Origin of the sequence: Micromonospora parastrephiae, from assembly GCF_016802865.1 — a bacterium.
GTDB classification, from domain to species: Bacteria; Actinomycetota; Actinomycetes; order Mycobacteriales; family Micromonosporaceae; genus Micromonospora; species Micromonospora parastrephiae.
The window spans coordinates 1-23,308 of sequence record NZ_JAEVHM010000090.1; the positions used below are offsets into that span (position 1 = coordinate 1).

Consider the following 23,308-nt stretch of genomic DNA (forward strand, 5'->3'; position numbering starts at 1 on the left):
GGCGGCCAGACCGGACGCGTGCTCGCGCGTCCCGGTACCCGACGGTCCACTATCGCGGAGGCGTGAGATGCGACGACACGCAATGGTCATCCGGCTCCGCGAACCGGCCCGCCGCGGCACGGCGTACCGCCGCCGGCGGCGCCGTCAAGCGGCTCGCCGCACCCCATCCCCGTCGCTTCACCGGCCGGGCCACCGTGCTGTTCGCGGTGTTGATCGCCCTCGCCCTGGCCTACACCTACCCGGTCCGGGTCTACCTGGACCAGCAGGCCGACATCGAGCGGATGGAGGCCGCGCAGGCGGTGCAGGAGGAGGAGATCGCCAAGCTCGCCGCCGAGGCCGCCAAGTGGGAGGACGACGAGTACATCAAGACCCAGGCTCGGGAACGGTTCTTCATGGGTCGGCCGGGCGAGAAGATGATGGTGGTGCTGCACGATCCGGAGGGCGCCGCCCGCGACGCCGGGAAGTCGGCCGCTCCGGCCGCCCCGGCGGGACCGGTGACCTGGTACGACACGCTGTGGTCGAGCGTGCAGGCGGCGGACAGTCAGCAGCCGGGCAAGTGACCAACCGACCAGTACCGGGAGAGATGGGCACCGTGACAGTCGTACCACCGCCGGAGTCGGCGGCGGATTCCGTACCCCTGCCGCAGCGGCAACCGGCCACGGAGGCCGACCTGGCCGCGGTGGCCGCGCAGCTCGGCCGTCCGCCCCGGGGCACCCGGGCGGTGGCGCACCGTTGCCCCTGCGGCCTGCCGGACGTGGTGGAGACGACGCCTCGCCTCGCCGACGGCACCCCGTTCCCGACGCTGTACTACCTGACCTGCCCCCGCGCCACGGCCGCGTGCAGCCGGCTGGAGTCTGCGGGGTTGATGAAGGAGATGGCGGATCGCCTGACGACGGATCCCGAGTTGGCCGCTCACTACCGTGCCGCGCATGAGGACTACCTCGCTCGCCGGGAGGCGATCGGCGAGGTACCGGAGATCGCGGGCATCTCGGCGGGCGGAATGCCGGGCCGGGTGAAGTGCCTGCACGTGCACCTGGGGCATGCGCTGGGCGCCGGGCCGGGCGTGAACCCGTTCGGCGACGAGACGCTGGAGCTGGTCGAGCCCTGGTGGTCGGCCGGTCCGTGCGTGGACGTGCCTTCCGCCGAATGACAGCACAGGTCGAGGGGCAGATCCTGGTGCGGCGGGCCCGCACCGGGGATGTGCGCGGCATCCGGCGGCTGGTCGACACGTACACCGACGACCGGCGGCTGTTGAGCAAGGCCACCGTGACCCTGTACGAGGACGTGCAGGAGTTCCGGGTGGCGGTCCGCGCCGAGGACGGCGTGGTGGTGGGCTGCGGTGCGCTGCACGTGATGTGGGAGGACCTGGCCGAGATCCGTACGGTGGCGGTGGATCCGTCCTGCCGGGGCCGGCGGATCGGTCACCGGCTGGTGGGTGAGCTGATCGACGCGGCCCGGGAGCTGGGCGTGGCGCGGATCTTCGTGCTCACCTTCGAGACGCGGTTCTTCGACTCGTTCGGCTTCCGGGAGATCGACGGCGCTCCGGTGCCACAGCCGGTGTACGAGCAGTTGTTGCGCTCGTACGACGAGGGTGTCGCGGAGTTCCTGGACCTGGAGCGGGTCAAACCGAACACGCTGGGCAACACCCGGATGCTGCTGCGCCTGTGATCAGGCCCGGCGGGGATGCGCGGCGAAGAACTCCCACATCAGGTCGGTGGCGGACAGGCCCGCGGCGGGCGCGGCGAGCTGGCCGGATGTGGCCCCCGGCCAGCTGTGGCCCATGTCGGTGATGGTGTAGACGCTGACCTCGCTGCCGTCCGCGCAGCCCGCCACGGTCCGGGTCACCCGCGGGGCCCCGGACGCCTTCGGGCTGGGCTTGCAGGTGAGCCGCTGCTGCCAGGTGCGCATGCCGGTCTGGAAGATCGAGGCGTACCGGTCCTGCCCGCCGATGAAGGTGATCACGGAGACCGGGTTCTTCGGCACGTACGACTCGGCCGTGGTCAGGGACCCGCTGTACCCGCCGCTGACCACGCCGATGGGGGCCGACGAGGGTTGCCCCCGCTCACAGGCCGCGACCGTCACGAGGAGGCAGAGCCCCGTCAACACCGCCTTCGTCAGCCGCACGCCGGCCACCCCCCGTCGACCCCGCCGTCCACACTGGAGGTGTCCCGCACGCGGATCAACCCTTTCGGTCCAGGGCGAAGGGAGGCAGGCTGTTCCCATGCTTCGCCTCCAGCTCGGGCCGGCGGACCTGTGCCGGGTGCGGTTCGCCGATCGGCTGCACCCGGTCGGGACCGCCCTTCTGGCCGGCCAGTGGCTGCGCGATCCCACGGTCGTGGCGATGGCGCCCGCGCTCGCCGAGCGGGCGGTGGCGGTCGAGGGCACGGGCGTCGCGCAGGCCGCCACCGCGGTCCTGCGGCACCTGCTGCCCGACCGGGGGCGCCTGCCGGATTTCGTCACCCCCTTCGACGGCCTGGAGTCGGTGGCGGCCGGTCTCGAGGCGATCCGGGCCACCCCGGCGCGGCGGGTACGCGCCGAGGTCACCGAGGCGTACGCCGACACGACAGTCACCCCGTTGCGGCGGCGGTTCGCGGCGGCCGACCCGGAGGTGCTGGACCTGTTCGGCGGGGCCGTACGCACCTGGTTCGACGCGGTGCTCGCGCCGCACTGGCCCGATCTGGTGTCCGCGTACCGTCAGCACGTGACCTGCGCCAGCCAGCGGCTGGCGCGGTACGGCCTGGGTGGGCTGTTCGCGGGCCTGCACCCGGCGATCCGGTGGCGGGAGCCGGTGCTGGAGGTGCAGACCTGGTGGAGCGGGGACCGGACCGGCACCGGCCACGGGGTCATGCTGCTGCCCTCCCCGTTGGCCGGCCCCCGTCCCCGGGTGCTGGTCGAGCCGGGTCACCCGATCCTGCTCGTCTACCCGGCGCCGATGCCGCTGGTCTCCGCCGCTCACGCCGGTGATTCCCTCGGTCGCCTGCTCGGAACCACCCGGGCGTTGGTGCTGCGGCGGCTCGCAGACGAGGGCGGGTTGACCACGACAGCGCTGTCCCGGGTCGTCGGGGTCAGCCTGTCGTCGGCCTCGGAGCATGCCACCGCGCTGCGGGCCGCCGGTCTGATCGCCAGCGAACGGGAGGGCGGGGCCGTCCGGCACCACCTCACCCCGCTCGGGGCGCAGTTGCTGGGAGGTCCGGGGGCCGACTCGTCGGCGGCGTCGCCGTCGGCCGGGCAAGCCGCCGGGTGGGCACCCTTCCTGCCGTAAGGTTGCTGCCGTGACGACGCGTGTGGCGGCCATCGACTGCGGGACCAACTCGATCCGACTGCTGGTGGCGGACCTGCCCGAGGCGTCGGCCGGGCCGCATTCGCAGTTGACCGACCTGACCCGGCGGATGGAGATCGTCCGGCTGGGGCAGGGCGTGGACCGGACCGGCAGGCTGGCGCCGGAGGCAATCGAGCGGACGCGGGTGGCGCTTGCGTCGTACGCCGCCGACATCGAGAAGCTGGGCGCGGAGCGGGTACGGATGTGTGCCACCTCGGCTTCCCGGGACGCGGCGAACGCGTCCGACTTCACCGAGATGGTGCAGGCCACCCTCGGTGTCGCACCCGAGGTGGTCACCGGCGACGAGGAGGCCCGGCTGTCGTTCACCGGCGCGGTGCGCGGGTTGCCGGCCGACGCGAAGGAGCCGTTCCTGGTCGTCGACATCGGCGGCGGCTCGACCGAGTTCGTGGTGGGTGACCGGGCCGGCGGGGTGCGGGCGGCGATCTCGGTGGACATCGGCTGCGTCCGGATGACCGAGCGTCACCTGTCGGACGACCCGCCGACGCCGGAGCAGGTCGCGGCCGCGCAGGCCGACATCGCCGCGGCGGTGGACCGGGCGCTCGCGGTGGTGCCCGGCCGGGAGGCCGCCACGCTGATCGGTCTCGCCGGCTCGGTCACCACCGTGGTCGCGATCGCCGAGGACCTTCAGGAGTACGACCCGGAGCGCATCCACCACGCCCGGGTGTCGTACGACGCCGTGGCCGAGGTGACCGAGGACCTGCTGGCTCGTACCAGCGCGCAGCGGTTGGCGATCCCGGTGATGCACCCGGGCCGGGCCGACGTGATCGGCGCGGGCGCGCTGGTGCTCCGCGTGATCATGGAACGGGCCGGGATGCCGTCCGTGGTCGCCTCGGAGCACGACATCCTCGACGGCATCGCCTGGAGCCTCCAGCCAGCTTCCCGCTAGCGCGCTCGATCGACTCGATGTCGGCGATGTCGGGGTGTCCCGTCGGCGCGGATACCCCCACGTCGCTGATCTGGAGTCGATCACCGGCTGCGGCCGCCGGTCGCGCGCCTGCCCGTCGCGCGGCCGCCCGTCGCGCGGCCGCCCGCTCGGCGTGTCGGGGCCGAAACATTGACGCTACTTCGCACTGCACAGTAGTGTGCGATGCGTGGACACCACACAGTTGCTGAAGGGCGTGCTCGACCTCGCCGTCCTCGCCGTGCTCCAGGAGGAGGACGGCTACGGCTACGACATCCTGCGGCGGCTCCGCGAGGCCGGGCTGGAGGAGGTCGGCGACGCCTCGGTCTACGGCACGCTGCGCCGCCTCTTCGCCGCCGGCCTGCTCACCACCTACGTGGTGCCGAGTGAGTCCGGGCCGCACCGCAAGTACTACGCACTCAACGCCGCCGGGCGCGACCAGTTGACCCGCTCCGGCAAGCTCTGGCGCTCGTTCGCCACCACCATGGACAGTCTGCTCGACGATCGGGGGATGGCGGCATGACCGTCACGGAGCAGGAAATCACCGACTACGTGGCGCGGGTCCGGGCGGCCCTGGCCGACCTGCCGGCCACACAACGCGACGAGCTGACCGAGGATCTGGCCGACCACCTCGCCGAGTTCGCCGCCGAGACCGACGGTACCCTCGTCGAGCGGTTGGGCCAGCCCGAGACGTACGCCGCCGAGTTGCGCGCCGCGGCCGGCGCGACCGGACGCGGTGGACGCAACCTGGACCAGCGGGTCGCCTCCGTGGTGGCCCGGCTCCGCGGCCGACTGCGCGTGATCGACACCCGGCTCGGCCCGGTGCTGGGGTACGAGACGGCGAGTGAATTCCTCCGTCTGCTGCGGCCCGCCTGGTGGGTGCTGCGCGGCTACCTGGCGGCGATGCTGGTCACGGTGATCTCCACCGGGGGCAGCTTCTGGCTGCTGCCCCGCTTCGGTGGCGAGTTGCTCGCCGGCCTGTTCATGCTGGTCGGCTTCGTGCTCGCCTCGGTCTGGCTCGGTCGCCGTTCCGCGCGGCTGACCCGCTGGCCGCGGTGGGCGCTGCATGCCAGCAGCCTGGTGTTGGTGATCTTCGCGCTCGCCGCGCTGGGCAACGCCGAGGACCGGCTCGGCTACACCGACTACTACTACGACCAGACATCGGTCGACAGTCAGTACAGCCAGATCCGGGACGTCTTCGTCTACGACAGGGAGGGCCGCCTGGTGGAAGATGCCCGGCTCTTCGACCAGAACGGCAACCCGATCCGCCTGGGTTACCCGGACTGCTCACGGCCCGTCGACGAGTACGGCAACCCGCTGCTGCGGCCCTACCCGTACTGCGTCGAGCAGGCGCCCTTCGGGCACCGGGCGCCGGGCGCCGTCGTCCCGACGCCGACCGTCACGCCGGGGTCGACCGCGACGCCGGGGTCGACTGTCACGCCGGGGCCGACCGCGACGGCCGCCGGTGCGCCCACGGCGACGCCGACCGGTGAGCCGACCCCGACCCCGACGAGTTGACCGCCGATGTGAACTGGATCATGTGGTGAAGCTGGGAAATAGCTGAACGGACGAGGCGAGCGGGACGGCACCGGAAATCAATGATCGTTACGGTGTCGTCTGCTCATCAACCCCTCGGAAGGAACCCCCGTGTCAGAGCAGGTCGCATCGCCCTCCGCGCCCGACGCAGCGCCGCCCCAGCCGGCCGCCGAGACCTCGCAGCCGGCCGCCGAGACGCCACAGCCGGCGGCCGAAGCGTCGCAGCCGGCCGAGCCGGAGGCGAAGAATTCCGGTGCGAAGAAGGCGCTCGGGATCATCGGCGCGATCGTCGTGTTCCTCGTCATCGCCGGCCTGAAGTTCGGTATCGGCTCGGCGATCGGCAACTACCTGAACAAGGACGAGACGGCCGACGCCAAGGCCGGTGACTGCATCGCGGAGCTTCCCGAGATCACCGGCACCAAGGAGGAGAAGGTCGACGGCGCCAAGGTCGTCTCCTGCACCTCGACCGACGCGGCGTACAACGTGGTCGGTCGGGTGGACGGGCAGACCGAGGCGCAGGCCAAGGCCCCCACCTCGTGCGAGCAGTACCTCAAGCAGGGCGAGGAGGGCTACGTCTTCTACAACATCGAGCCGGGCAAGACGGGCTACGTGCTCTGCCTGACCAAGAAGGCCTGACCGACCTCCGGTACCGACGGCGGCGGGGGAGAGAACCCTCGTCGCCGTCGGCGTACCCGGAGTCACCGGGGGGCGAACAGGAGGTGAATGCCACTGTTCCCGCGTCTTCCCGACGGCCGTGCGGCGTGGCAGGCTACCGGCACGTAGGACCACTGGGCGACCAGCCAACGATGACTGACCGCTAGGAGGACGGCCGATGGGCGAAATGGTGCGCTACCGCAGCAACGGGGGCACGAGCGAGGGGTATCTCGCGATACCCGCCAGCGGTCTGGCCAGCCCCGCCGTCATCGTCATCCAGGAGTGGTGGGGCCTGGTCCCGCACATCCGTTCGGTGGCGGACCGGTTCGCCGAGGCCGGCTTCGTCGCCCTCGCCCCGGACTTCTACCACGGTGCGACCACCAGCGAGCCGGACGAGGCGCAGCGCCTGCTGATGGCGATGCGGATGGACGAGGCGGCGAAGGACATCGCGGGCGCGGCCGACTACCTCGCCGGACGGCCCGAGGTCACCGGCAAGGTGGGCGCCGCCGGCTTCTGCGCCGGTGGCAGCCTGGCCCTCTGGTCGGCCACCATCTCCGAGCGGATCGTCGCCACCGCGGGCTTCTACCCGGTGCTGCCGTGGGAGTCGATGCGCCCCGACTGGACCGACTACGCCGGCAAGGCCGCCGTCATCCACTGCTCCGAAGAGGACGGCACCTCCAGCGACGAAGGCGTACAGACCGCTCGCCGGGCCATCGAGGAGGCCGGCGGCACCTGCCACCTCTACGACTACCCCGGCACCTCGCACGCCTTCTTCAACGACGACCGGCCGGAGGCGTTCGACCAGCCGGCCGCCGCCAGCGCCTGGGCTCGGACACTGGAACTCTTCCGGGCCAAGCTTGGCTGAGCCGCGTACCCCCGAACAGGTGGTCGCCCGCGCCGCGCGGGCGACCGACCTGACCGGCCTGGACGAGGCCGTGAGCGACTGCTTCGCCTGCCCCCGGCTGGTCCAGTGGCGGGAGGAGGTGGCGCGCACCCGGCGGGCCGCCTTCCGTGACCAGGAGTACTGGGGTCAGCCGGTCCCGGGGTTCGGCACGGCCGACGCGCGGATCGCCATCCTCGGGCTGGCACCCGCCGCCCACGGCGGAAACCGCACCGGCCGGATCTTCACCGGCGACCGCTCGGGCGACGTGCTCTTCGCCGCCCTGCACCGCGCCGGGCTCGCCAACCAGCCGACCAGCGTCGCCAGCGACGACGGGTTGACGCTGCGGGACACCCGGATCTTCTCGGCGGTCCGATGTGCCCCGCCGGACAACAAGCCCACGCCTGACGAACGGGACACCTGCGCCCCCTGGCTGCACCGCGAGGTCACGCTCATAAGGCCCACCCTGCGCGTCGTGGTCGCGCTGGGCGCGTTCGCGTGGGCAGCGTGGTGGCCGGTGCTGCACCAGGTGTACGGGCAGCGCCCGCCCAGCCCGCGACCCGCGTTCGGTCATGGGGCACACTGGTCCGGAACGGACGCCCCGGAGTTGCTCGGCTGCTACCACGTCAGCCAGCAGAACACCTTCACCGGGCGGCTGACACCAGAGATGCTGGACGATGTCTTCGGCCGGGCTAAGCAGCTGGCCGGAGTGGACTGAGACACGCGTGGGGCGGTGGCGATGACGGACAGTACGCGCCCGCCCACGCCGTACCCGGCCGCCGAGCACGGGGTACTGCGTCCGGCGGTCGGTCTGCTCCGCCGGTGGTGGCCGGTGGGCGCGATCGCCGTCCTGCTCGCCGGAGCCGCGCTGGCGTCCGCGAACTCGTCGATCGGGGCCAGCCGGATCCCGCCGGTGGAACAGGTGCCGTGGGTTCCGGAGTATCCGACCGCCGAGCCGCCACCGTCTATCCCGGTGGAGCCGCGCGACGCCGGCGAGGCCACCCAGGCGCACATCCCGCAGTGGATCGCGACCGTGGCGATGGTGCTGCTCGGGTTGGCCATCGTCGCCGCCCTGAGCTACCTCGGCTGGATCCTGGTGCGCGGTCTGCGGCGTCGCCGGGCGACCCGTACGCTGCCCGCGCAGTGGTCCCGACGTACGGCCGAGGGCGCCGCCCGCGAGGTGGTCGCCGCCCTCGACGCCGGTCTGGTGGAACTCGACGACCGGGACACCGATCCTCGGGTGGCGGTGATCGCCTGCTGGGTACGCCTGGAGGAGGCCGCCGCCACGGCGGGCGTTCCCCGGCGTACCGGCGACACCCCCACCGACCTGGTCAGCCGACTGCTGCGGGGTGACCCGGACGCGGGGGTGCCGGCGATCGTCAGCGCCGACGTGCTGGCCGAGTTCGCGTACGTCTACCGGGAGGCCCGCTATGCCACCCGCCCGGTCGACGAACGCACCCGGGACCAGGCCCGCGCCGCGCTGCGCCGGCTCCGCCAGGAACTGGCGGCGGTCGCGGCATGAGCAGCACCAGCATCGACGACCTGCTCGCCTTCGAGGAGGAGGCGGCGCCGGTCGGCCCGCAGGAGCGCGGCTCCCGGGCCCGCCCGGTGCTGCGCTCACTCGCGGTGGCCGCCGCGGTGGTCGCGGTGCTGCTCGTCGGCCTCCGCGCGGTCGGGCTCCAGGTCTCGCTGCCCGTGTTGATCGCCGGGGTGCTCGCCGTGCTGGCGGTCCGCCGGGTCACCACCCTGCTCGCGCCGCCACCCCCGCCGCCGCCCGCCGGCCGGATGGCGACGGGCGAGGAGGACGGTAGCTACCACTGGGGCTCCCGGGACGCCCTACGCGCGGCGATCAACGGCTGGGAGCGGCCGCTGGACTGGTCGTCGGGCAACCGTGAGCGGTTCACCGAACGGATCCTGCCCCGCCTCGGCGAGTTGGCCGACGAGCGGCTGCGCCAGCGGCACGGCCTCACCCGCGACTCCGATCCGACCCGCGCCCGCGCGCTGCTCGGTGACCAGCTCTGGAGCTTCCTCGCCACCCCCTCCCGCCGCCCCCCGTCGCCACGCGACGTCGCGGCGATCGTCGCCGAACTGGAGAAGATCTGATGAACGACGTGGACCGGACCATGCCCGCCGCCGAGGTCGGCCACCTGGCGCGGGCGGTGCTGGACGCGGTCGGCACCGTCGTGGTCGGCAAGCGGGACGCGTTGGAGCTCGTCCTCGCCGGCATCCTGGCCGGCGGGCACGTGCTCCTGGAGGACCTGCCGGGGCTGGGCAAGACGCTCACCGCGCGCTCCTTCGCCCAGGCGCTCGGGCTGGACTTCCGCCGCCTCCAGTTCACCCCCGACCTGCTGCCCGCCGACGTCACCGGATCGTTCCTGTACGACCAGCGCAACGGTGACTTCACCTTCCGGCGGCCCGGTCTTCACCAACCTGCTCCTCGCCGACGAGATCAACCGGACGCCGCCGAAGACGCAGTCCGCGCTGCTGGAGGCGATGCAGGAGAAGCAGGTCTCGGTGGAGGGGGTGACGTACAAGCTGGACGAACCGTTCCACGTTTTGGCGACCGCCAACCCCATCGAGTACGAGGGCACGTATCCGCTGCCCGAGGCGCAGCTGGACCGGTTCCTGCTGCGGGTCTCCTTCGGCTACCCGGAGCACGAGGAGGAGTGGGAGGTGCTGCGTCGCCGGATGAGCCGCCGCCGCGAGGAGGCGGACATCAAGCCGGTGGTCGACGCGGCCACCCTGCGGGCGATGCAGGCCGCCCTGGAGGACGTGGTGGTGGAGGACTCCATCGGCCGCTACATCGTGGCCCTCACCGCGGCCACCCGGGAGCACCCGTCGGTGCTGGTCGGCGCCTCTCCCCGCGGTTCGCTGGCGTTGCTGCTGCTGGCCCGCGTCCGGGCGGTGTTCGGCGGCCGGGACTACGTGGTGCCGGAGGACGTCAAGGAGGTGGCGGCGCCCGCGCTCGCCCACCGGATCACGCTGCGCCCGGAGATGTGGCTGCGCCGCGTCGACCCGGCGTTCGTGGTCGGCGAGGTGCTGGACGCCACGCCCGCGCCGGCCAGCGGTGCGCTGCCGAGCTACGCCGCCGGCGGGCCCCGGCGCTGATGACCGGATCGACCGTTCCGCACGCTGCCGAGCCGGAGCCGGCCGCCGGCTGGGCGCCCACCCGGGCACTCGGTCGGGCTGTGCTGCTCGCCGGCCTGTTGCTGGTGGCGGGGGTGCTGCTGGGGCGGGTCGACCTGATCGTGCTGGCCGCCCCGTTCGCGCTGGGCACCGCGTACGCGCTGCGCCGGCGACCCACCGCGCTGCCGCAGGTCTGGATCAGCCCCGGTGACGACGGGCCGCTGGTCGAGGGCGGAGACGTGACGGCGGCGGTGAGCGTCGGCAACCCGGACACGGTCGACTACGACCTGGTGGTGTTGCGGTCCCGGGTGTCGCCGTGGCTGCGGATCGACCGGGCAGGCTTCGCCGGTGCGGGATCCTCCGGCGACGCGCCGGCGCCCGATGCCACGGCACCCGCCAGGGGTGGCACCGGCCGGTCCGTCGCGACCGGCGTTCGTGACCTCGGTGCCCACCGGCGCGGCCGTGGACCTGGAACTCGCCGGCCGGGCCCTGCGCTGGGGCCGGCATCCGGTCGGCCCGGCCGGAGCACGGGTCGCCACGGCGGGCGGCCTGCTGGTCTCCCGCGCGGTGATCACCGAGCCGGTCGGGGTGCGGGTCTACCCGCGCACGGAGCCGTTCGAGGCGGTGGAGGCGATGCCCCGCGCGGCCGGCCTGGTCGGGGCGCACCACTCCCGCCGGCCCGGCGAGGGCGGCGAGCTGGCCGGCGTACGGATCTTCGCCCCCGGTGACCGGCTGCGCCGCATCGACTGGCGGGTGTCGCTGCGCGCCCGGCAACTGCACGTGGCCGCGACCCTCTCCGACCGGGACGCCGAGGTGGTGGTGCTGCTCGACGTGCTCGCCGAGGCCGGTCGCTCCGGCGGGGTGGGTGGTGCCGCCTCGGTGCTGGACACCACCGTGCGGGCCACCGCCGCGATCGCCGAGCACTACCTGCACCGCGGCGACCGGGTGTCGCTGCTGGAGTACGGGCCGGGGGCGCGACGGTTGCGCCCGGCCGCCGGCCGCCGGCAGTACCTGACGGTCCTGGAGTGGCTGCTCGACGTCCGCGCCGACTCCTCCCCGCACGAGCCGTACGACCAGGTGTTCGGCCCGCAGCTGCTCTCCTCGGACGCGTTGGTGGTGGTGCTCACGCCGCTGCTGGACGAGCGGTCGGCGCAGATGCTGGCCCGGCTGGCCCGCGCCGGGCGGTTCGTGGTGGCGGTCGACACGCTGCCGACCGACCTGACGCCGCCGAAGGACCGGGGCTGGGCGGAGGTGGCGTACCGGCTGTGGCGGTTGGATCGGGAAACCATGATCGGCCAGTTGCGGGAGCACGGCGTGCCGGTGGTGCGCTGGGCCGGTGCCGGCAGTCTGGACCAGGTGTTGCGGGATGTGGCACGGCTGGCCACGGCCCCGAGGGTGGGTGGCCGGTGAACGCCGTCGCCGAGCGGGTCCGTGCGGCCCAGGCCGCCTTCGGCCGGATCAGCCTCCCACCGCTGCTGGTCCGCGCCGGGATCTTCGTCACAGTGCTGGCCGGGTTCGCGCTGGCGTTCCCCGCCGAGGTGCTGACCGGTCGGCCGCTGCTCTTCCTGACGGTGGCCGCGCTGCTGCCCGCGGTGGGGCCCCGCCGGATCTGGTCGACCTTCGCGGCTCTCGTCACGGTGGGCGGGTGGCTGCTCGCCACCGACGGATACGGCCGGCCGGTGGCGCTCTGGCGGCTGCTCGCCCTCGCCGCGCTGCTCTACCTGGGGCACACCCTGTGCGCGCTGGCCGCGCTGCTGCCCTACGACGCCGTGGTGGACCCGGAGTTGATCATTAGGTGGCTGCTGCGGGCGGCCGCGGTGCTGCTGGGTACCGCGGTGCTCGGGGTGCTCCTGTTGCAGGTCGGTGGCGTGGGCGGCGCGACCGGCCACCAGTGGGTCACCGTGGCCGGCCTGCTGCTGGCGGTCGGTACGGCCGCGTTGCTGGGCTGGCTCCTGCGGCGCAAATAGCCCTGTGGGACAGCAGGGTTACGCAGGTCACAGGGGTTGTGCTCCGTCACAGATGGGGGGCGCGAGCGGGATTACCTGAGCAGGCCGGGGAAAGATAGATAACGTGAATCCGAAGCGGATCCTTGTGGTGGGTGCCGGGCACGTCGGTCTGTACGCCGCCCTGCGCCTGTCGAAGAAGCTCAGCTCCCGTGAGGCTGAGGTCATCGTGGTGGACCCCCAGCCGCACATGACCTACCAGCCGTTCCTGCCCGAGGCGGCGGCGGGCAACATCTCCCCGCGGCACTCCGTGGTGCCGCTGCGTCGGGAGTTGCGCCGGTGCAAGGTGGTGGCCGGCACGGTCACCCGCATCGAGCACGACCGCAAGGTGGCCACCGTGCAGCCGATCATCGGCCCGGCCCGGGAGATCGCGTACGACCACGTGATCGTGGCGCCGGGCTCGGTGTCCCGGACGCTGCCGATCCCCGGCCTGCACGAACAGGGCATCGGGTTCAAGACCATCGGCGAGGCGATCTACCTCCGCAACCACGTACTGGACCGGCTGGACGTCGCCGCCGTCACCCCGGACCCGGACGTTCGCCGCTCGGCGCTGACCTTCACCTTCGTCGGCGGTGGTTACGCCGGCATCGAGGCGCTCGCCGAGATGGAGGACATGGCCCGCGACGCGCTGCGCTACTACCCGGAGCTGAAGCCGGAGGACATGCGCTGGGTGCTCGTCGAGGCGACCCAGCGGGTGCTGCCCGAGGTGGACCGGGACATGGGCGCCTACACGGTGCAGCAGCTGCTGAAGCGGAACATGGACATCCGACTGGACACCCGGCTGGAGTCCTGCGTCGACGGCGTGGTCAAGCTGTCCGACGGCGACAGCTTCCGCTCCGACACGATCGTGTGGACCGCCGGCGTGAAGCCGTCGCCCATGCTGGACGCCACGGACTTCCCGCGCGACGAGCGTCGGCGGGTCACCTGCATCCCCACCCTCCAGGTGGTCGACGGTGACCGGGTGATCGAAGGTGCCTGGAGCGCGGGCGACTGCGCCGCCGTGCCCGACCTGACCAAGGAACCCGGCAACTTCTGCTCGCCGAGCGCGCAGCACGCGGTGCGCCAGGCCGCGCGGATGGCCGACAACATCGTCGCCGTGATCCGGGGCCGCGAACCGGTCAACTACAAGCACAAGCACGTCGGCAGCGTGGCGAGCCTCGGCCTGCACAAGGGCGTTGCCCAGGTGTACGGCATCAAGATGACCGGCTGGCCGGCGTGGTTCATGCACCGGACGTACCACATGAGCCGAATCCCGTCGTTCAACCGCAAGGTCCGGGTGGTGGTCGACTGGTCGCTGGCGTTCTTCCTCAAGCGTGAGGTGGTCGCCCTGGGCCAGCTGCACGACCCGCGCGAGGAGTTCGCCGAGGCGTCCCAGCCGGTCGGCGCCCCGCGCGTCTGACCCGCTCGACGAGCAGGGCCTCCCGCCGCACCGTTGCCGGTGCCGCGAGGGGCCCTGTTTCGCGTCCGGGTCAGACCCGCCAGATCCAGGCGTCGGCGACCCGGGTGGACGGGCCGTAGAGCTGCTCCAGCGTTGCCCGCAGGCTTTCCGCGTGCGGGGCGCCGTCGGCCAGTGCCACGCAGGACGCGCCCCAGAAGTCGACGTCCCTCGCGGCCTGCCGGCGCTGCTCGTCGCCGATGGCCGGCTGGTCGCCGCGCCGCGCGACGTCCGCCAGCAGAGCCGAGGTGGGCTGCTTGAAGGTGCCCATCGCCGCGGTGCCGCCCCGCCCGTACGGGCCGATGAAGAATCCCTCGGGCAGCCCGAAGTCGGCGTCGGCGGCGGCCGCCCAGCGCATCGGCCACGGCTCCTTGGGTGTGGGCAGCGGCACGGGGACCAGGACACCGCCGGGTCGTACGCACTGCCGCCAGTGGCCACCGGTGATGAACTCCGGCACGGCGGGCCGCCCGGCGGTCGGCAGCGGCGTCGGGAAGATCGGCAGCAGCGCCGCGATCACCGCCAGGGGCACGAACCGTCGCACCCGCCCGGTGCTGCCCAACGCCCGGTCGACCGCCAGCACCAGCAATGTCGCGATGATCGGCAGGAGCGCCAGGCCGAACCGCATGGGCAGCGCGCCGTCCACCACGGGCAGCCCGGCGAGCAGGGCGTACGGGCCGGGCAGTGCGGTGCGGGTGCCGCCGAGCACGACTTCCGGGCCGAGCGAGAGCGCCACCATGACGAGTCCCGCGACCACGCAGGCCAGCACCAGTCGCCGTCGCCCGGTCCAGATGGCGGAGGCCACGGCGGCCAGGAGCAGCGGCCAGCCGAGGAAGGTGTTGTACTCCGCCGGGCCGGTGGTGAGGCGCGCCGACTCGTCGCGGCCGAGTATCGACAGCGGGGAGACCGTCCACCAGCTGCTCAGGTCGGCCGAGAAGTACGCGGGGCTGAACATCCCGTCGGCGACGCCCTGCGGCCCGTCGAACTGGAACCACAGCGGGTACCCGAGCACGAGCAGCGCCAGTCCGGCGGCGACGGCCAGCCCGGCGGTGAAGTTGGGCAGCGCTCGCCGCGCCAGGTCCCGGTCCATTACCGCGTAGCTGACCGCCATCGCGAAGAGTGCGATGGCGGCGAGGAAGAGCACCTCCTCGCCGACGAAGACCTGCACGATGACCGCGGCGGCCAGTCCGGCCGCGGAGCTGAGCATCCGTCGCCGGTCCGGTGCGGCGGGCCGCATGGGGCCACTCCCGGTGGGCCCGGGGTCGGACGCCCGCATCAGCCGGACCACCAGCCAGACGATCACCGGCACCAGCCACTGGGCGGTCATGTGCAGGTGGCTGTTGGTCTGCGACACCATTCCGGGTCCGAAACCGCAGAGCCCCCCGCCGAGCGCGGCGGCGAGCCGGCGGGCACCCAGTGTGCGGTGGAACAGCAGATACCAGGCGAGCGCCGTGCCGGCCAGGTTGGCGGCGGCCAGCAGCGCGAAGGTGACCGGCGCGCCGAGCAGCAGGGTGACCGGCGCGCAGACGACGCCGAGCGCGATGACCGTGGTGTTGGCCATCAGGTTGACCCCGTCCGGTGCGTTGAGCCGGTCGGTGAGCAGGCTGAAGTCACCGAGCAGCGCTCGCGCGTCGACGGCCAGGAACCACTCGTAGAGGGCCTGGTCCTCCGGGTTGAGCGCGAGCGTGCGGCCGCCCGGGTCGGGCCACAGCCCGTGGGTGAGCCAGCCGGCCAGCACCACGAAGAGCAGCGCGACAGACAGGTCTCCCCGACGGCGGCGGACGGCAGTCAGCAGTCGGACGGCCCAGGGCTGGCGGTTGACCTGATCGGCGAGACGGAGTGCCTGCTCAGGGGCTGCGTCGGGGGCCGTGGGGGCTGCGCTGCTCACGGCATCGACCCTAATGTGGCCGGCCCGTCGGGGTACGCCGGGTCGCCACGGACCGGCTACGGTGACATTGCACCGTGCGTGTCGGCGCGCCGGTGCACCCCGCCCGGGTGGTGGAACGGCAGACACGGCCGCCTTAAAAGCGGCTGCCGAAAGGCGTGCGGGTTCGACCCCCGCCCCGGGCACCAGTCGGCCTTCGCCGCATTCCATTCGTGATCACCAGGACTTGGCTGCGCCGTTTACTCTTGGAGGGCACGTTCACGTGCAAACGACCCCCTGAGGGAGGCCAGACAGTGAAGACCTCGAACCCGGTGCTCGCCCGGCTCGGCCAGGCGGCCGAGCGGGAGCGCTCCGCCGGGTACGCACCGGCCGGGCCGTACGGACAGCCCGGCATTCCCCAGCAGTACCCGTCCCAGGTCGGTTACCCGGCCGCGCCGCCCGCCGTGGCGCCCATGACCGTCGACGACGTGGTCGTCAAGACGGTCGCTCTGCTCGGCATCCTCGGCATCACCGCCGCGGCCGCCTGGGTGCTCGTGCCCGACGCTCTGGTCGGTGCCGCCTGGATCGGCGCGGCAGTGGTCGGCCTGGTCCTCGGCTTGATCATCTCGTTCTCCCGGATGGCCAACCCCGCGCTGGTCATCGCGTACGCGGTCGTCGAGGGCGTCTTCGTCGGCATGGTCAGCAAGGCGTTCGAGACGCTCTACGACGGCATCGTGCTCCAGGCCGCCGTGGCCAGCTTCGGCATCTTCTTCCTGATGGCGATGCTCTACCGGGCGAAGGTCATCCGGGCCACCCCGGCGTTCGTCAAGGGCATGATCGCCGCGATGGTCGGCCTGTTCGCGGTCATGCTGATCAACCTGGTGCTGGCGCTGTTCGGCGTCAACACGGGCCTGCGTGACGGCAGCCCGCTGGCCATCGGCTTCAGCCTGGTCTGCATCGTGGTCGCCTCGCTGAGCTTCGTGCTCAGCTTCAAGGAGATCGAGGACGGCGTCCGGATGGGCCTGCCCCAGCGTTACTCCTGGGTGGCCGCGTTCGGCATCCTGGTCAGCCTGGTCTGGCTCTACATCGAGATCCTGCGCCTGCTGAGCTACTTCCAGGGCGACGACTGACCTCGTCCGCTCCACCGACGGCGCCCGTCCCCGCTCTCGTGGGGGCGGGCGCCGTCGTCCGCGCCGTTTCCCCGCCGCCGCCGGGCCGCCCGGGGCAGAGTGACTGCGAGGGGTACGCGGGCGGAGGAGGCGGCGGTGCGCAGCAACAACCCGGTGCTCAACCGGCTGGACGAGACCGGCCGGCTGGAGTCCCGGGTGCTCGGCGCCCGCGACGTCGAGCCGATGACCGTCGACGACGTGGTGGTCCGTGCCGTCGGCTTGCTGCTCGTCACGGGCGCGGCCGCCGCGGTGTCCTGGTTGGTGATCCCCGACGCGGCGTGGCTGGGTGCCGCGTTGGCCGGCAGCGCCCTCGCCTCGATCGCGCTGGTCCTGGTCATCTCGCTGCGCGGTATCACCAACCCGGTGCCGATCGTCGGCTACGCCCTGCTCCAGGGGCTGCTGCTGGGGGTGGCCAGCCGTGCCTTCGAGCAGGTGTACCCGGGCATCGTGGTGCAGGCGGTGGCGGGCACCTTCGGTGTCTTCCTCGGCATGGCGGCGCTCTACCGGGCCCGGGTCATCCGGGCGACGCCCCGGCTGGCCCGTCTGGTGATCGGCACGCTGCTCGGCATCGCCGTGCTCAGCGTCGTCAACCTGGTGTCGTACCTGATCACGGGACGGCCGGGTCTGGACGTCTACAGCGTCAGCGGGCAGGTCGGCTGGCTGCCGTGGGCCTTCTCGGTGGTGGCGATCATCGCCGGGGCGTTCAGTTTCATCCTCGACTTCGACCTCGTCGAGCGCTCGGTGCGCGACGGCCGACCCCGACGGTACGCGTGGCTGAGCGCGTTCGGCCTGCTCACCGGACTGGTCTTCCTGTACTGGCAGCTGCTGCGGCTGATCAGTTACCTGCGTCGCTGACCGGCCCGCCCCGGCGGGACCGGCGCCGGCCGTAGACTCGGCGCCGATGAGCGCAACGGAGTTGGATCAGGCAGTGCGGCTGCTGGTCGGCCAGGTCGGGCACTGGCAGCAGCCACGCTGGGCGGCGACAGCGACCACCGGCAACGTGCCCCGCGCCGACCTGGTGCACCGTCTGGTGCAGGAGATCGCCAACCTGGCCGCCGACGTCGAGGGGCAGCCGCGTCGGGTGGTGCCCCGGCTCGACAACGACCTGGCCCTGCCCGACCAGCTGCGGGTGGTGGCCGCTGACCTGCTGGCCGCCGGGGCTGGCGACGAGGTGCTGGCGCGGGCCGCCGCCGAGGTGACGGCGACCCGCGGCGCGCTCTGACGTCGGGTCAGCTCAGCCGCTCCAGCACCATGGCCATGCCCTGGCCGCCGCCGACGCACATGGTCTCCAGACCGATGGTCTTGTCGTGCCACTCCAGCGCGTTCAGCAGGGTGCCGGTGATCCGGGCGCCGGTCATGCCGAACGGGTGGCCGACCGCGATCGCGCCGCCCATCACGTTCAGCTTCTCCTCCGGAATGCCCAACTGGCGGTAGGAGGGGATGACCTGCGCGGCGAACGCCTCGTTGATCTCGACGAGGTCGACGTCGTCGATGGTCATGCCGGCCCGGCGCAGCGCCTGCCGGGACGCCTCGACCGGCCCGAGGCCCATGATCTCCGGTGACAGCGCGGTCACGCCGGTGGAGACGATCCGGGCCAGCGGGGTCAGCCCCAGTTCCTCGGCCCGCTGGGCGCTCATCACGACCACGGCGGCGGCACCGTCGTTGAGCGGGCAGCAGTTGGCGGCGGTGACCCGGCCGTCCGGGCGGAAGACCGGCTTCAGGCCGGCGACCGCGTCGAGGGTGACGCCGGCGCGGGGACCGTCGTCGGTGCTCACCACAGTGCCGTCCGGCGTCGTGACCGGGGTGATCTCCCGGGCCCAGAAGCCGTCGGCGATGGCCTTCTCCGCGAGGTTCTGGCTGCGGACACCGAACTCGTCCATGTCCGCGCGGGTGACGTCGTACACCTGGGCCAGGTTCTCCGCGGTCTGCCCCATGGTCAGGTAGATGTCCGGCAGGTCACCGGTCTCGCGCGGGTCGGTCCACACCTCGGCGCCGCCCTGCGCGCGGCGCTTCGAGCGCTCACTGGCCGCCGCGAAGCGCGGGTTCTCCCAGCCGCCACCGACCAGCGCCTGCGCCTCCGGCGGCAGCCCGTCGGAGCTGCCCCGGGCGTAGCGGGAGACCATCTCCACGCCGGCGGAGACGAACACGTCACCCTCGCCGGCGCGGATCGCGTGCAACGCCATGCGGGTGGTCTGCAACGACGAGGCGCAGTACCGGGTCAGCGTGGCGCCGGGCACGGTGTCCAGACCGAGCAGGGTGGACACCACCCGGGCCATGTTGAAGCCCTGCTCGCCGCCGGGCAGGCCGCACCCGAGGTAGAGGTCGTCGATGGTGGTCGGATCGAGCTGAGGAATCTTGTCCAGGGCCGCCTGGACGATGGTCGCGGCGAGGTCGTCGGAGCGGACGTCGCGCAGGGACCCCTTGTGCGCCCGGCCGATGGGGGAGCGGGCGGTGGCGACGATGACGGCGTCGCGGGACGACTCAATCGGCATGGACCAACGTTAACCCGCCGGTAACTTGGCGCGGAAGAAGCCCGCCCGGCGGGAAATGTCACCCCGACCGGCGCGCCTAACGCCGGGAGGCGATCGCGGCCGCCGCCGCGACGGCGGGCAGCAGCGCGTGCGCCCACACCCGGTAGCCGTCGGCCGAGGGGTGGAAACCATCGTGGCAGAACGTCCCCGCGTCGGCCCGGAACACCGGCCCGGTCTCGGTGGCCAGGTCGACCACGGTGCCGCCGGCGTCCAGCACGGCCGTGGTCTGTGCGCGGGCCATCCGCCGGCCGGACCAGCCGACCACCTGACGCAGCGGGGGAGCGATGGCCCGTACCGCGCCGAGATCGGGGCACGTCCCCACCACCACCTCCACCCGCGCCTCGCGCAGCCGGTGCACCGCCGCCCCGAGATACGCCGCCGCGTCGGCGGGCCGGCGCAGCGCGGTGGCGTCGTTCGCGCCGATCAGGATCAACGCCACGTCGGGCCGCTCACCGAGCAGGGCGCGGGCCACCTGGGTGGCCAGATCCGTCGAGCGGGAACCGGAGACACCGACACTGGACAGGTGCACCCGCCGGCCGGCCGAACCCTCCGCGAGCAGATGGGCCAACTGGCCGCCGATGGTGTCCTCCAGGCGTTCGACGCCCACGCCCAGGGCCGACGAGTCGCCGAGCAGCACCAGCCGCAGCGGCGGGGCACCGGCCCGCCCGATCGTGGCGCGCAGCGCCAACCCCAACTCCGGCTGGGCGTACCGCCGGTGGCGGGCGGCGAACGCCTCACCGGCCAGGACGGCGGCACCGCCCACCGTGCCGGCGAGCAGCGAGAGAGCCGCCGCCCGACCCAGTCGGCCGGGGAGGCCGGCGGTCACGTCCCGCCCGCTGCGCTCGTTCATGCCAGTCCCTCCACTGTCGAGGTGTCGGGGGCGGACCCGTGCTGCGGCACCGCGCCGACACCGAAGAACGCCCGGCGGCGCAGCTGCGCCCACCGGCCGGCCGGCCCTCGGTCGCGGCCCCGGACCTGGGTGCCGCTGACCTCGGTGCCGGCGTGCCGGGCCGCCTCCTGCGCGGCCTCCGGCAGCGACCGTACGCCCTCGCCGCGCGCCTGTGTAGCCCGTCGTTCCTGCCCCGCGCCGAGCGCCGACAGCATCGTCGGCAGGAGAGCGGCGGCGGCCATCGCGTACCCCTCGGCGGAGGGATGGAACCGGTCCCAGGCGAACATCCGGGCCGGCTCGGCGACGAACCGGGGGCCGAGCAGGTCACCGAGGGAGACCGTCCAGCCGCCCGCCTCGACCACCGCCACAGTCTGTGCGGCGGCGAGCTGGCGGCTCCAGCGGTGCGCCAGCCAGCGCAGCGGCGGCTGGATCGGCCGGATCGCGCCCAGGTCGGGGCAGGTGCCGACGACCACCTCGCAACCGGCCTCGCGGAGCGAGTGCACCGCCTCGACCAGGTACCGCACGGCCAGCGCGCGCGGCGTGCGGTTGGTGATGTCGTTGCCGCCGATCAGGATCACCGCGATGTCGGGGCGGTGCTCCAACGCCGCCTCCACCTGGTGCCGCAGCACCGCCGAGATGGCCCCGACCACCGCGAAGCGGTGCAGCCGCACCGGTCGGTGCAGCCGACGCGACAAACCGTTGGCGAGCAGCGCGCCCGGCGTCTCCCGGCGGCGGTGCACCCCGTAGCCGGCGGCCGACGAGTCGCCGAGCACGACCATGGTGAGCGCGGGACCGGGGAACTTCGCGCCGTACATCCCGTCGCAGCGCGGCGGCGGCGCCTCGGCCATCGGGATGGTGCGCCGGGCCTGCCGGGCCTGGCCGAGCAGCACCCCGCCGGTCGCCACCGCGGCCGCCGCGGTGCGCCCGTCCCGATGGCCGCCAGGCGGGCGACCCGCCGGGCATGTCGCCAGCGCGGGCCAACGGGTACGACGGAACCAGCCACCCCCATACCGCGAGATTATCGCGCCCGGCCGACACGCCGCTGTCGTCGTGCCGGCAGCCGGGTGCCTGGAAACCGACGCGGTGGGGTACCAGTGCGGGGGGGGTCGGCCGACTTGCGCCGACCCGCCACGCTGATCCGGCGGAGAGGAGCGCGACGATGGGGAAGACACTGAAACGCAGCGCGGCGTTCACGGCACTGGCCCGGGCACTGGCCGCCGGGGCGCGCGGCGGCCCGTCGCTGGGCACCCGGTTGGCGGCGCTGCCGCGGATGATCCGGGCCACCACCAGGGGCGAGTACGACGGCGGCCTCCGATTGGCCCTGATGACGGCGGCGACGGCGTACATCGTCTCGCCGATCGACCTGCTGCCGGAGATCCCCCTGGCGATCTTCGGGCTGGCCGACGACGCCGTCATGATCACCTGGCTGGCGGGCAGCGTGCTCGCCGAGACCGACCGATTCCTGGAGTGGGAGGCCCGACGCAGCTCCGTCATCCCCGGGGGCCTGGTGCCCTGACGGCACGTACGCTGGGCGGCGAGGAAACGTCTGCCCGGCCGCCATCGCCGGCGCCGCAACGAAGGGCACACCGTGCAGTACTACGACAACGTCGTCGACATGATCGGCAACACCCCGCTGGTACGTCTGCGCAACGTCACCGAGGGCATCCAGGCCACCGTGCTCGCCAAGGTCGAGTACCTCAACCCGGGCGGCTCGGTGAAGGACCGGATCGCGCTGCGCATGGTGGAGGACGCCGAAGCGGCGGGCCTGCTCCAGCCGGGCGGCACCATCGTCGAGCCGACCAGCGGCAACACCGGTGTCGGGTTGGCCCTGGTGGCCCAGCTCAAGGGCTACAAGTGTGTCTTCGTCTGCCCCGACAAGGTCAGTCAGGACAAGCAGGACGTGCTCCGCGCGTACGGCGCCGAGGTGGTGGTCTGCCCGACCGCGGTCGCTCCGGAGGACCCGCGCTCGTACTACAACGTCTCCGACCGGCTGACCCGGGAGATCCCCGGCGCCTGGAAGCCCGACCAGTACAGCAACCCGGCCAACCCGCGTTCGCACTACGAGACCACCGGTCCGGAGCTGTGGAAGCAGACCGAGGGCGGTCTCACCCACTTCGTGACCGGCGTCGGCACCGGCGGCACGATCTCCGGCATCGGGCGGTACCTGAAGGAGGCGTCCGAGGGTCGGGTGCGGGTCGTCGGGGCGGACCCGGAGGGTTCGGTCTACTCCGGCGGCACCGGCCGGCCGTACCTGGTGGAGGGCGTCGGCGAGGACTTCTGGCCGGAGACGTACGACCGGGGTGTGGCCGACGAGATCGTCGAGGTGTCCGACAAGGCGTCCTTCGAGATGACCCGGCGGCTGGCCCGCGAGGAGGGGCTGCTGGTCGGCGGCTCCTGCGGGATGGCGGTGGTCGCCGCGCTGGAGGTCGCCCGCAGGGCCGGCCCGGACGACGTGGTGGTGGTGCTGCTGCCCGACGGCGGACGAGGCTACCTGTCGAAGATCTTCAACGACTCGTGGATGGCCCGGTACGGCTTCCTCGACAACTCCGGCGCCGAACCGACGGTGGCCGACGCGCTGGCCAGCAAGCCGGGCGGGCTGCCCGAACTGGTGCACGTGCACCCGACCGAAACCGTCCGCGACGCGATCGACTACATGCGCGAGTACGGCGTCTCGCAGCTGCCGGTGCTCAAGGCCGAGCCGCCCGTGGTGACCGGTGAGGTCGCCGGCTCGATCGCCGAGCGGGACCTGCTCGACGCGCTGTTCACCGGTCAGGCGCACCTGCACGACACCATCGAACGGCACATGGGCGACCCGCTGCCGATGATCGGTGGCGGCCAGCCGGTGAGCGAGGCTGTCGGTCTGCTGGAGAAGTCCGACGCCGCGCTGGTCCTGATCGACGGCAAGCCCAAGGGCGTCCTGACCCGCCAGGACCTCCTCTCCCACCTAGGCCGCCCACTAACCCACCCCACCCGCCGACCCCAC

At 73.0% G+C, this 23,308-nt stretch carries 23 protein-coding genes, 1 tRNA gene and 3 pseudogenes; 22 read left to right on the top strand and 5 right to left on the bottom strand.

From position 1 onward, the window contains the following. The 3 genes from JNW91_RS18345 to JNW91_RS18355 form a co-directional block, all read left to right on the top strand. Positions 1-560: FtsB family cell division protein (locus JNW91_RS18345; protein ID WP_407664349.1), on the top strand; the 560-nt coding region annotated here is incomplete at its 5' end. A 32-nt stretch (positions 561-592) separates the two neighbouring features. Further along, positions 593-1,150: a DUF501 domain-containing protein gene (locus JNW91_RS18350; protein WP_203176787.1), complete on the top strand. Its 558-nt coding sequence runs from the start codon at positions 593-595 to the stop codon at positions 1,148-1,150. Then, complete coding sequence (locus JNW91_RS18355) at positions 1,147-1,668, top strand: amino-acid N-acetyltransferase (protein WP_203176788.1); 522 nt, start codon at positions 1,147-1,149, stop codon at positions 1,666-1,668. The genes JNW91_RS18350 and JNW91_RS18355 overlap by 4 nt, the downstream gene beginning before the upstream one ends. On the opposite strand, the gene JNW91_RS18360 is transcribed toward JNW91_RS18355, so the two are convergent. Beyond that, complete coding sequence (locus JNW91_RS18360; protein WP_203176789.1) at positions 1,669-2,124, bottom strand: hypothetical protein; 456 nt, start codon at positions 2,122-2,124, stop codon at positions 1,669-1,671. Positions 2,125-2,221: 97 nt separating this feature from the next. Here JNW91_RS18360 and JNW91_RS18365 point away from each other — a divergent pair, with 97 nt between their 5' ends. The 13 genes and pseudogenes from JNW91_RS18365 to JNW91_RS18425 all read left to right on the top strand — a co-directional run bounded on the left by JNW91_RS18365 (position 2,222) and on the right by JNW91_RS18425 (position 13,839). Beyond that, entirely contained in the window at positions 2,222-3,262 is a 1,041-nt protein-coding gene (locus JNW91_RS18365) for an ArsR/SmtB family transcription factor (protein WP_203176790.1), read from the top strand. A gap of 22 nt (positions 3,263-3,284) precedes the next feature. Beyond that, on the top strand, positions 3,285-4,226 hold the full coding sequence (locus JNW91_RS18370; protein ID WP_203176805.1) for a Ppx/GppA phosphatase family protein: 942 nt from the start codon (positions 3,285-3,287) through the stop codon (positions 4,224-4,226). Between the two features lie 205 nt (positions 4,227-4,431). Further along, the gene (locus JNW91_RS18375) at positions 4,432-4,764 is read left to right on the top strand and encodes a PadR family transcriptional regulator (protein WP_203176791.1); all 333 of its coding nucleotides are present in this window, start codon (positions 4,432-4,434) and stop codon (positions 4,762-4,764) included. Then, on the top strand, positions 4,761-5,759 hold the full coding sequence (locus tag JNW91_RS18380; protein ID WP_203176792.1) for an HAAS signaling domain-containing protein: 999 nt from the start codon (positions 4,761-4,763) through the stop codon (positions 5,757-5,759). The genes JNW91_RS18375 and JNW91_RS18380 overlap by 4 nt, the downstream gene beginning before the upstream one ends. Positions 5,760-5,888: 129 nt before the next feature. Then, on the top strand, positions 5,889-6,413 hold the full coding sequence (locus JNW91_RS18385) for an LppU/SCO3897 family protein (protein ID WP_309244411.1): 525 nt from the start codon (positions 5,889-5,891) through the stop codon (positions 6,411-6,413). Positions 6,414-6,609: 196 nt separating this feature from the next. Then, positions 6,610-7,296 (top strand): dienelactone hydrolase family protein, encoded by a 687-nt coding sequence (locus JNW91_RS18390; protein ID WP_203176793.1) that lies wholly within the window; start codon positions 6,610-6,612, stop codon positions 7,294-7,296. Beyond that, a complete protein-coding gene (locus JNW91_RS18395; protein ID WP_305070416.1) occupies positions 7,289-8,029 on the top strand; it encodes a uracil-DNA glycosylase in 741 nt (246 codons plus the stop codon). Before JNW91_RS18390 ends, JNW91_RS18395 begins: the two co-directional genes overlap by 8 nt. Before the next feature lie 21 nt (positions 8,030-8,050). Further along, the gene (locus JNW91_RS18400) at positions 8,051-8,833 is read left to right on the top strand and encodes a DUF4129 domain-containing protein (protein WP_203176794.1); all 783 of its coding nucleotides are present in this window, start codon (positions 8,051-8,053) and stop codon (positions 8,831-8,833) included. Then, positions 8,830-9,414: a hypothetical protein gene (locus JNW91_RS18405; RefSeq protein ID WP_203176795.1), complete on the top strand. Its 585-nt coding sequence runs from the start codon at positions 8,830-8,832 to the stop codon at positions 9,412-9,414. The genes JNW91_RS18400 and JNW91_RS18405 overlap by 4 nt, the downstream gene beginning before the upstream one ends. Next, a pseudogene (locus tag JNW91_RS18410) lies at positions 9,414-10,419 on the top strand (AAA family ATPase). The gene JNW91_RS18405 and the pseudogene JNW91_RS18410 overlap by 1 nt, the downstream one beginning before the upstream one ends. Then, positions 10,419-11,847: pseudogene (locus JNW91_RS18415) on the top strand (DUF58 domain-containing protein). Before JNW91_RS18410 ends, JNW91_RS18415 begins: the two co-directional pseudogenes overlap by 1 nt. Continuing rightward, positions 11,844-12,404: a hypothetical protein gene (locus tag JNW91_RS18420; protein ID WP_203176796.1), complete on the top strand. Its 561-nt coding sequence runs from the start codon at positions 11,844-11,846 to the stop codon at positions 12,402-12,404. Before JNW91_RS18415 ends, JNW91_RS18420 begins: the two are co-directional and overlap by 4 nt. Before the next feature lie 103 nt (positions 12,405-12,507). Further along, complete coding sequence (locus JNW91_RS18425; RefSeq protein ID WP_203176797.1) at positions 12,508-13,839, top strand: NAD(P)/FAD-dependent oxidoreductase; 1,332 nt, start codon at positions 12,508-12,510, stop codon at positions 13,837-13,839. A 70-nt stretch (positions 13,840-13,909) separates the two neighbouring features. Here JNW91_RS18425 and JNW91_RS18430 read toward each other — a convergent pair whose 3' ends face one another. Beyond that, positions 13,910-15,760 (bottom strand): hypothetical protein, encoded by a 1,851-nt coding sequence (locus JNW91_RS18430; protein ID WP_203176798.1) that lies wholly within the window; start codon positions 15,758-15,760, stop codon positions 13,910-13,912. A gap of 101 nt (positions 15,761-15,861) precedes the next feature. Between JNW91_RS18430 and JNW91_RS18435 the strand changes: the two genes are divergently transcribed. The 4 genes from JNW91_RS18435 (at position 15,862) to JNW91_RS18450 (ending at position 18,127) form a co-directional block, all read left to right on the top strand. Then, positions 15,862-15,945, top strand: a tRNA-Leu gene (locus JNW91_RS18435). 105 nt (positions 15,946-16,050) lie between these two features. Beyond that, positions 16,051-16,866: a Bax inhibitor-1/YccA family protein gene (locus tag JNW91_RS18440; RefSeq protein ID WP_203176799.1), complete on the top strand. Its 816-nt coding sequence runs from the start codon at positions 16,051-16,053 to the stop codon at positions 16,864-16,866. Positions 16,867-17,001: 135 nt separating this feature from the next. Beyond that, positions 17,002-17,760 (top strand): Bax inhibitor-1/YccA family protein, encoded by a 759-nt coding sequence (locus JNW91_RS18445; RefSeq protein ID WP_203176800.1) that lies wholly within the window; start codon positions 17,002-17,004, stop codon positions 17,758-17,760. A gap of 46 nt (positions 17,761-17,806) precedes the next feature. Further along, a complete protein-coding gene (locus tag JNW91_RS18450) occupies positions 17,807-18,127 on the top strand; it encodes a hypothetical protein (RefSeq protein ID WP_203176801.1) in 321 nt (106 codons plus the stop codon). A 7-nt stretch (positions 18,128-18,134) separates the two neighbouring features. Here the strand turns inward: JNW91_RS18450 and JNW91_RS18455 are convergent, their stop codons facing one another. The 3 genes and pseudogenes from JNW91_RS18455 to JNW91_RS18465 form a co-directional block, all read right to left on the bottom strand. Next, positions 18,135-19,397: an acetyl-CoA C-acetyltransferase gene (locus tag JNW91_RS18455; protein WP_203176802.1), complete on the bottom strand. Its 1,263-nt coding sequence runs from the start codon at positions 19,395-19,397 to the stop codon at positions 18,135-18,137. Positions 19,398-19,473: 76 nt separating this feature from the next. Beyond that, complete coding sequence (locus JNW91_RS18460) at positions 19,474-20,286, bottom strand: SGNH/GDSL hydrolase family protein (protein WP_203176803.1); 813 nt, start codon at positions 20,284-20,286, stop codon at positions 19,474-19,476. Then, positions 20,272-21,334 (bottom strand): annotated as a pseudogene (locus JNW91_RS18465) (SGNH/GDSL hydrolase family protein); the annotation flags it as partial. The pseudogene JNW91_RS18465 and the gene JNW91_RS18460, both read right to left, overlap by 15 nt. 150 nt (positions 21,335-21,484) lie before the next feature. Between JNW91_RS18465 and JNW91_RS18470 the strand changes: the two are divergent. Together JNW91_RS18470 and JNW91_RS18475 are read left to right on the top strand one after the other, a co-directional pair. Then, positions 21,485-21,841: a YkvA family protein gene (locus tag JNW91_RS18470; RefSeq protein WP_139584153.1), complete on the top strand. Its 357-nt coding sequence runs from the start codon at positions 21,485-21,487 to the stop codon at positions 21,839-21,841. A 72-nt stretch (positions 21,842-21,913) separates the two neighbouring features. Then, positions 21,914-23,308 (top strand): cystathionine beta-synthase (locus JNW91_RS18475; RefSeq protein ID WP_203176804.1); only part of this gene is annotated, 1,395 nt, incomplete at its 3' end.

Bases quoted from the DNA above. Each gene is read 5' to 3' on its own strand.
- JNW91_RS18405 (WP_203176795.1), top strand. From the start codon at position 8,830: ATGAGCAGCACCAGCATCGACGACCTGCTCGCCTTCGAGGAGGAGGCG.
- JNW91_RS18455 (WP_203176802.1), bottom strand. From the start codon at position 19,397: ATGCCGATTGAGTCGTCCCGCGACGCCGTCATCGTCGCCACCGCCCGC.
- JNW91_RS18450 (WP_203176801.1), top strand. From the start codon at position 17,807: ATGAGCGCAACGGAGTTGGATCAGGCAGTGCGGCTGCTGGTCGGCCAG.
- JNW91_RS18365 (WP_203176790.1), top strand. From the start codon at position 2,222: ATGCTTCGCCTCCAGCTCGGGCCGGCGGACCTGTGCCGGGTGCGGTTC.
- JNW91_RS18355 (WP_203176788.1), top strand. From the start codon at position 1,147: ATGACAGCACAGGTCGAGGGGCAGATCCTGGTGCGGCGGGCCCGCACC.
- JNW91_RS18400 (WP_203176794.1), top strand. From the start codon at position 8,051: ATGACGGACAGTACGCGCCCGCCCACGCCGTACCCGGCCGCCGAGCAC.
- JNW91_RS18390 (WP_203176793.1), top strand. From the start codon at position 6,610: ATGGGCGAAATGGTGCGCTACCGCAGCAACGGGGGCACGAGCGAGGGG.
- JNW91_RS18470 (WP_139584153.1), top strand. From the start codon at position 21,485: ATGGGGAAGACACTGAAACGCAGCGCGGCGTTCACGGCACTGGCCCGG.
- JNW91_RS18380 (WP_203176792.1), top strand. From the start codon at position 4,761: ATGACCGTCACGGAGCAGGAAATCACCGACTACGTGGCGCGGGTCCGG.
- JNW91_RS18460 (WP_203176803.1), bottom strand. From the start codon at position 20,286: ATGAACGAGCGCAGCGGGCGGGACGTGACCGCCGGCCTCCCCGGCCGA.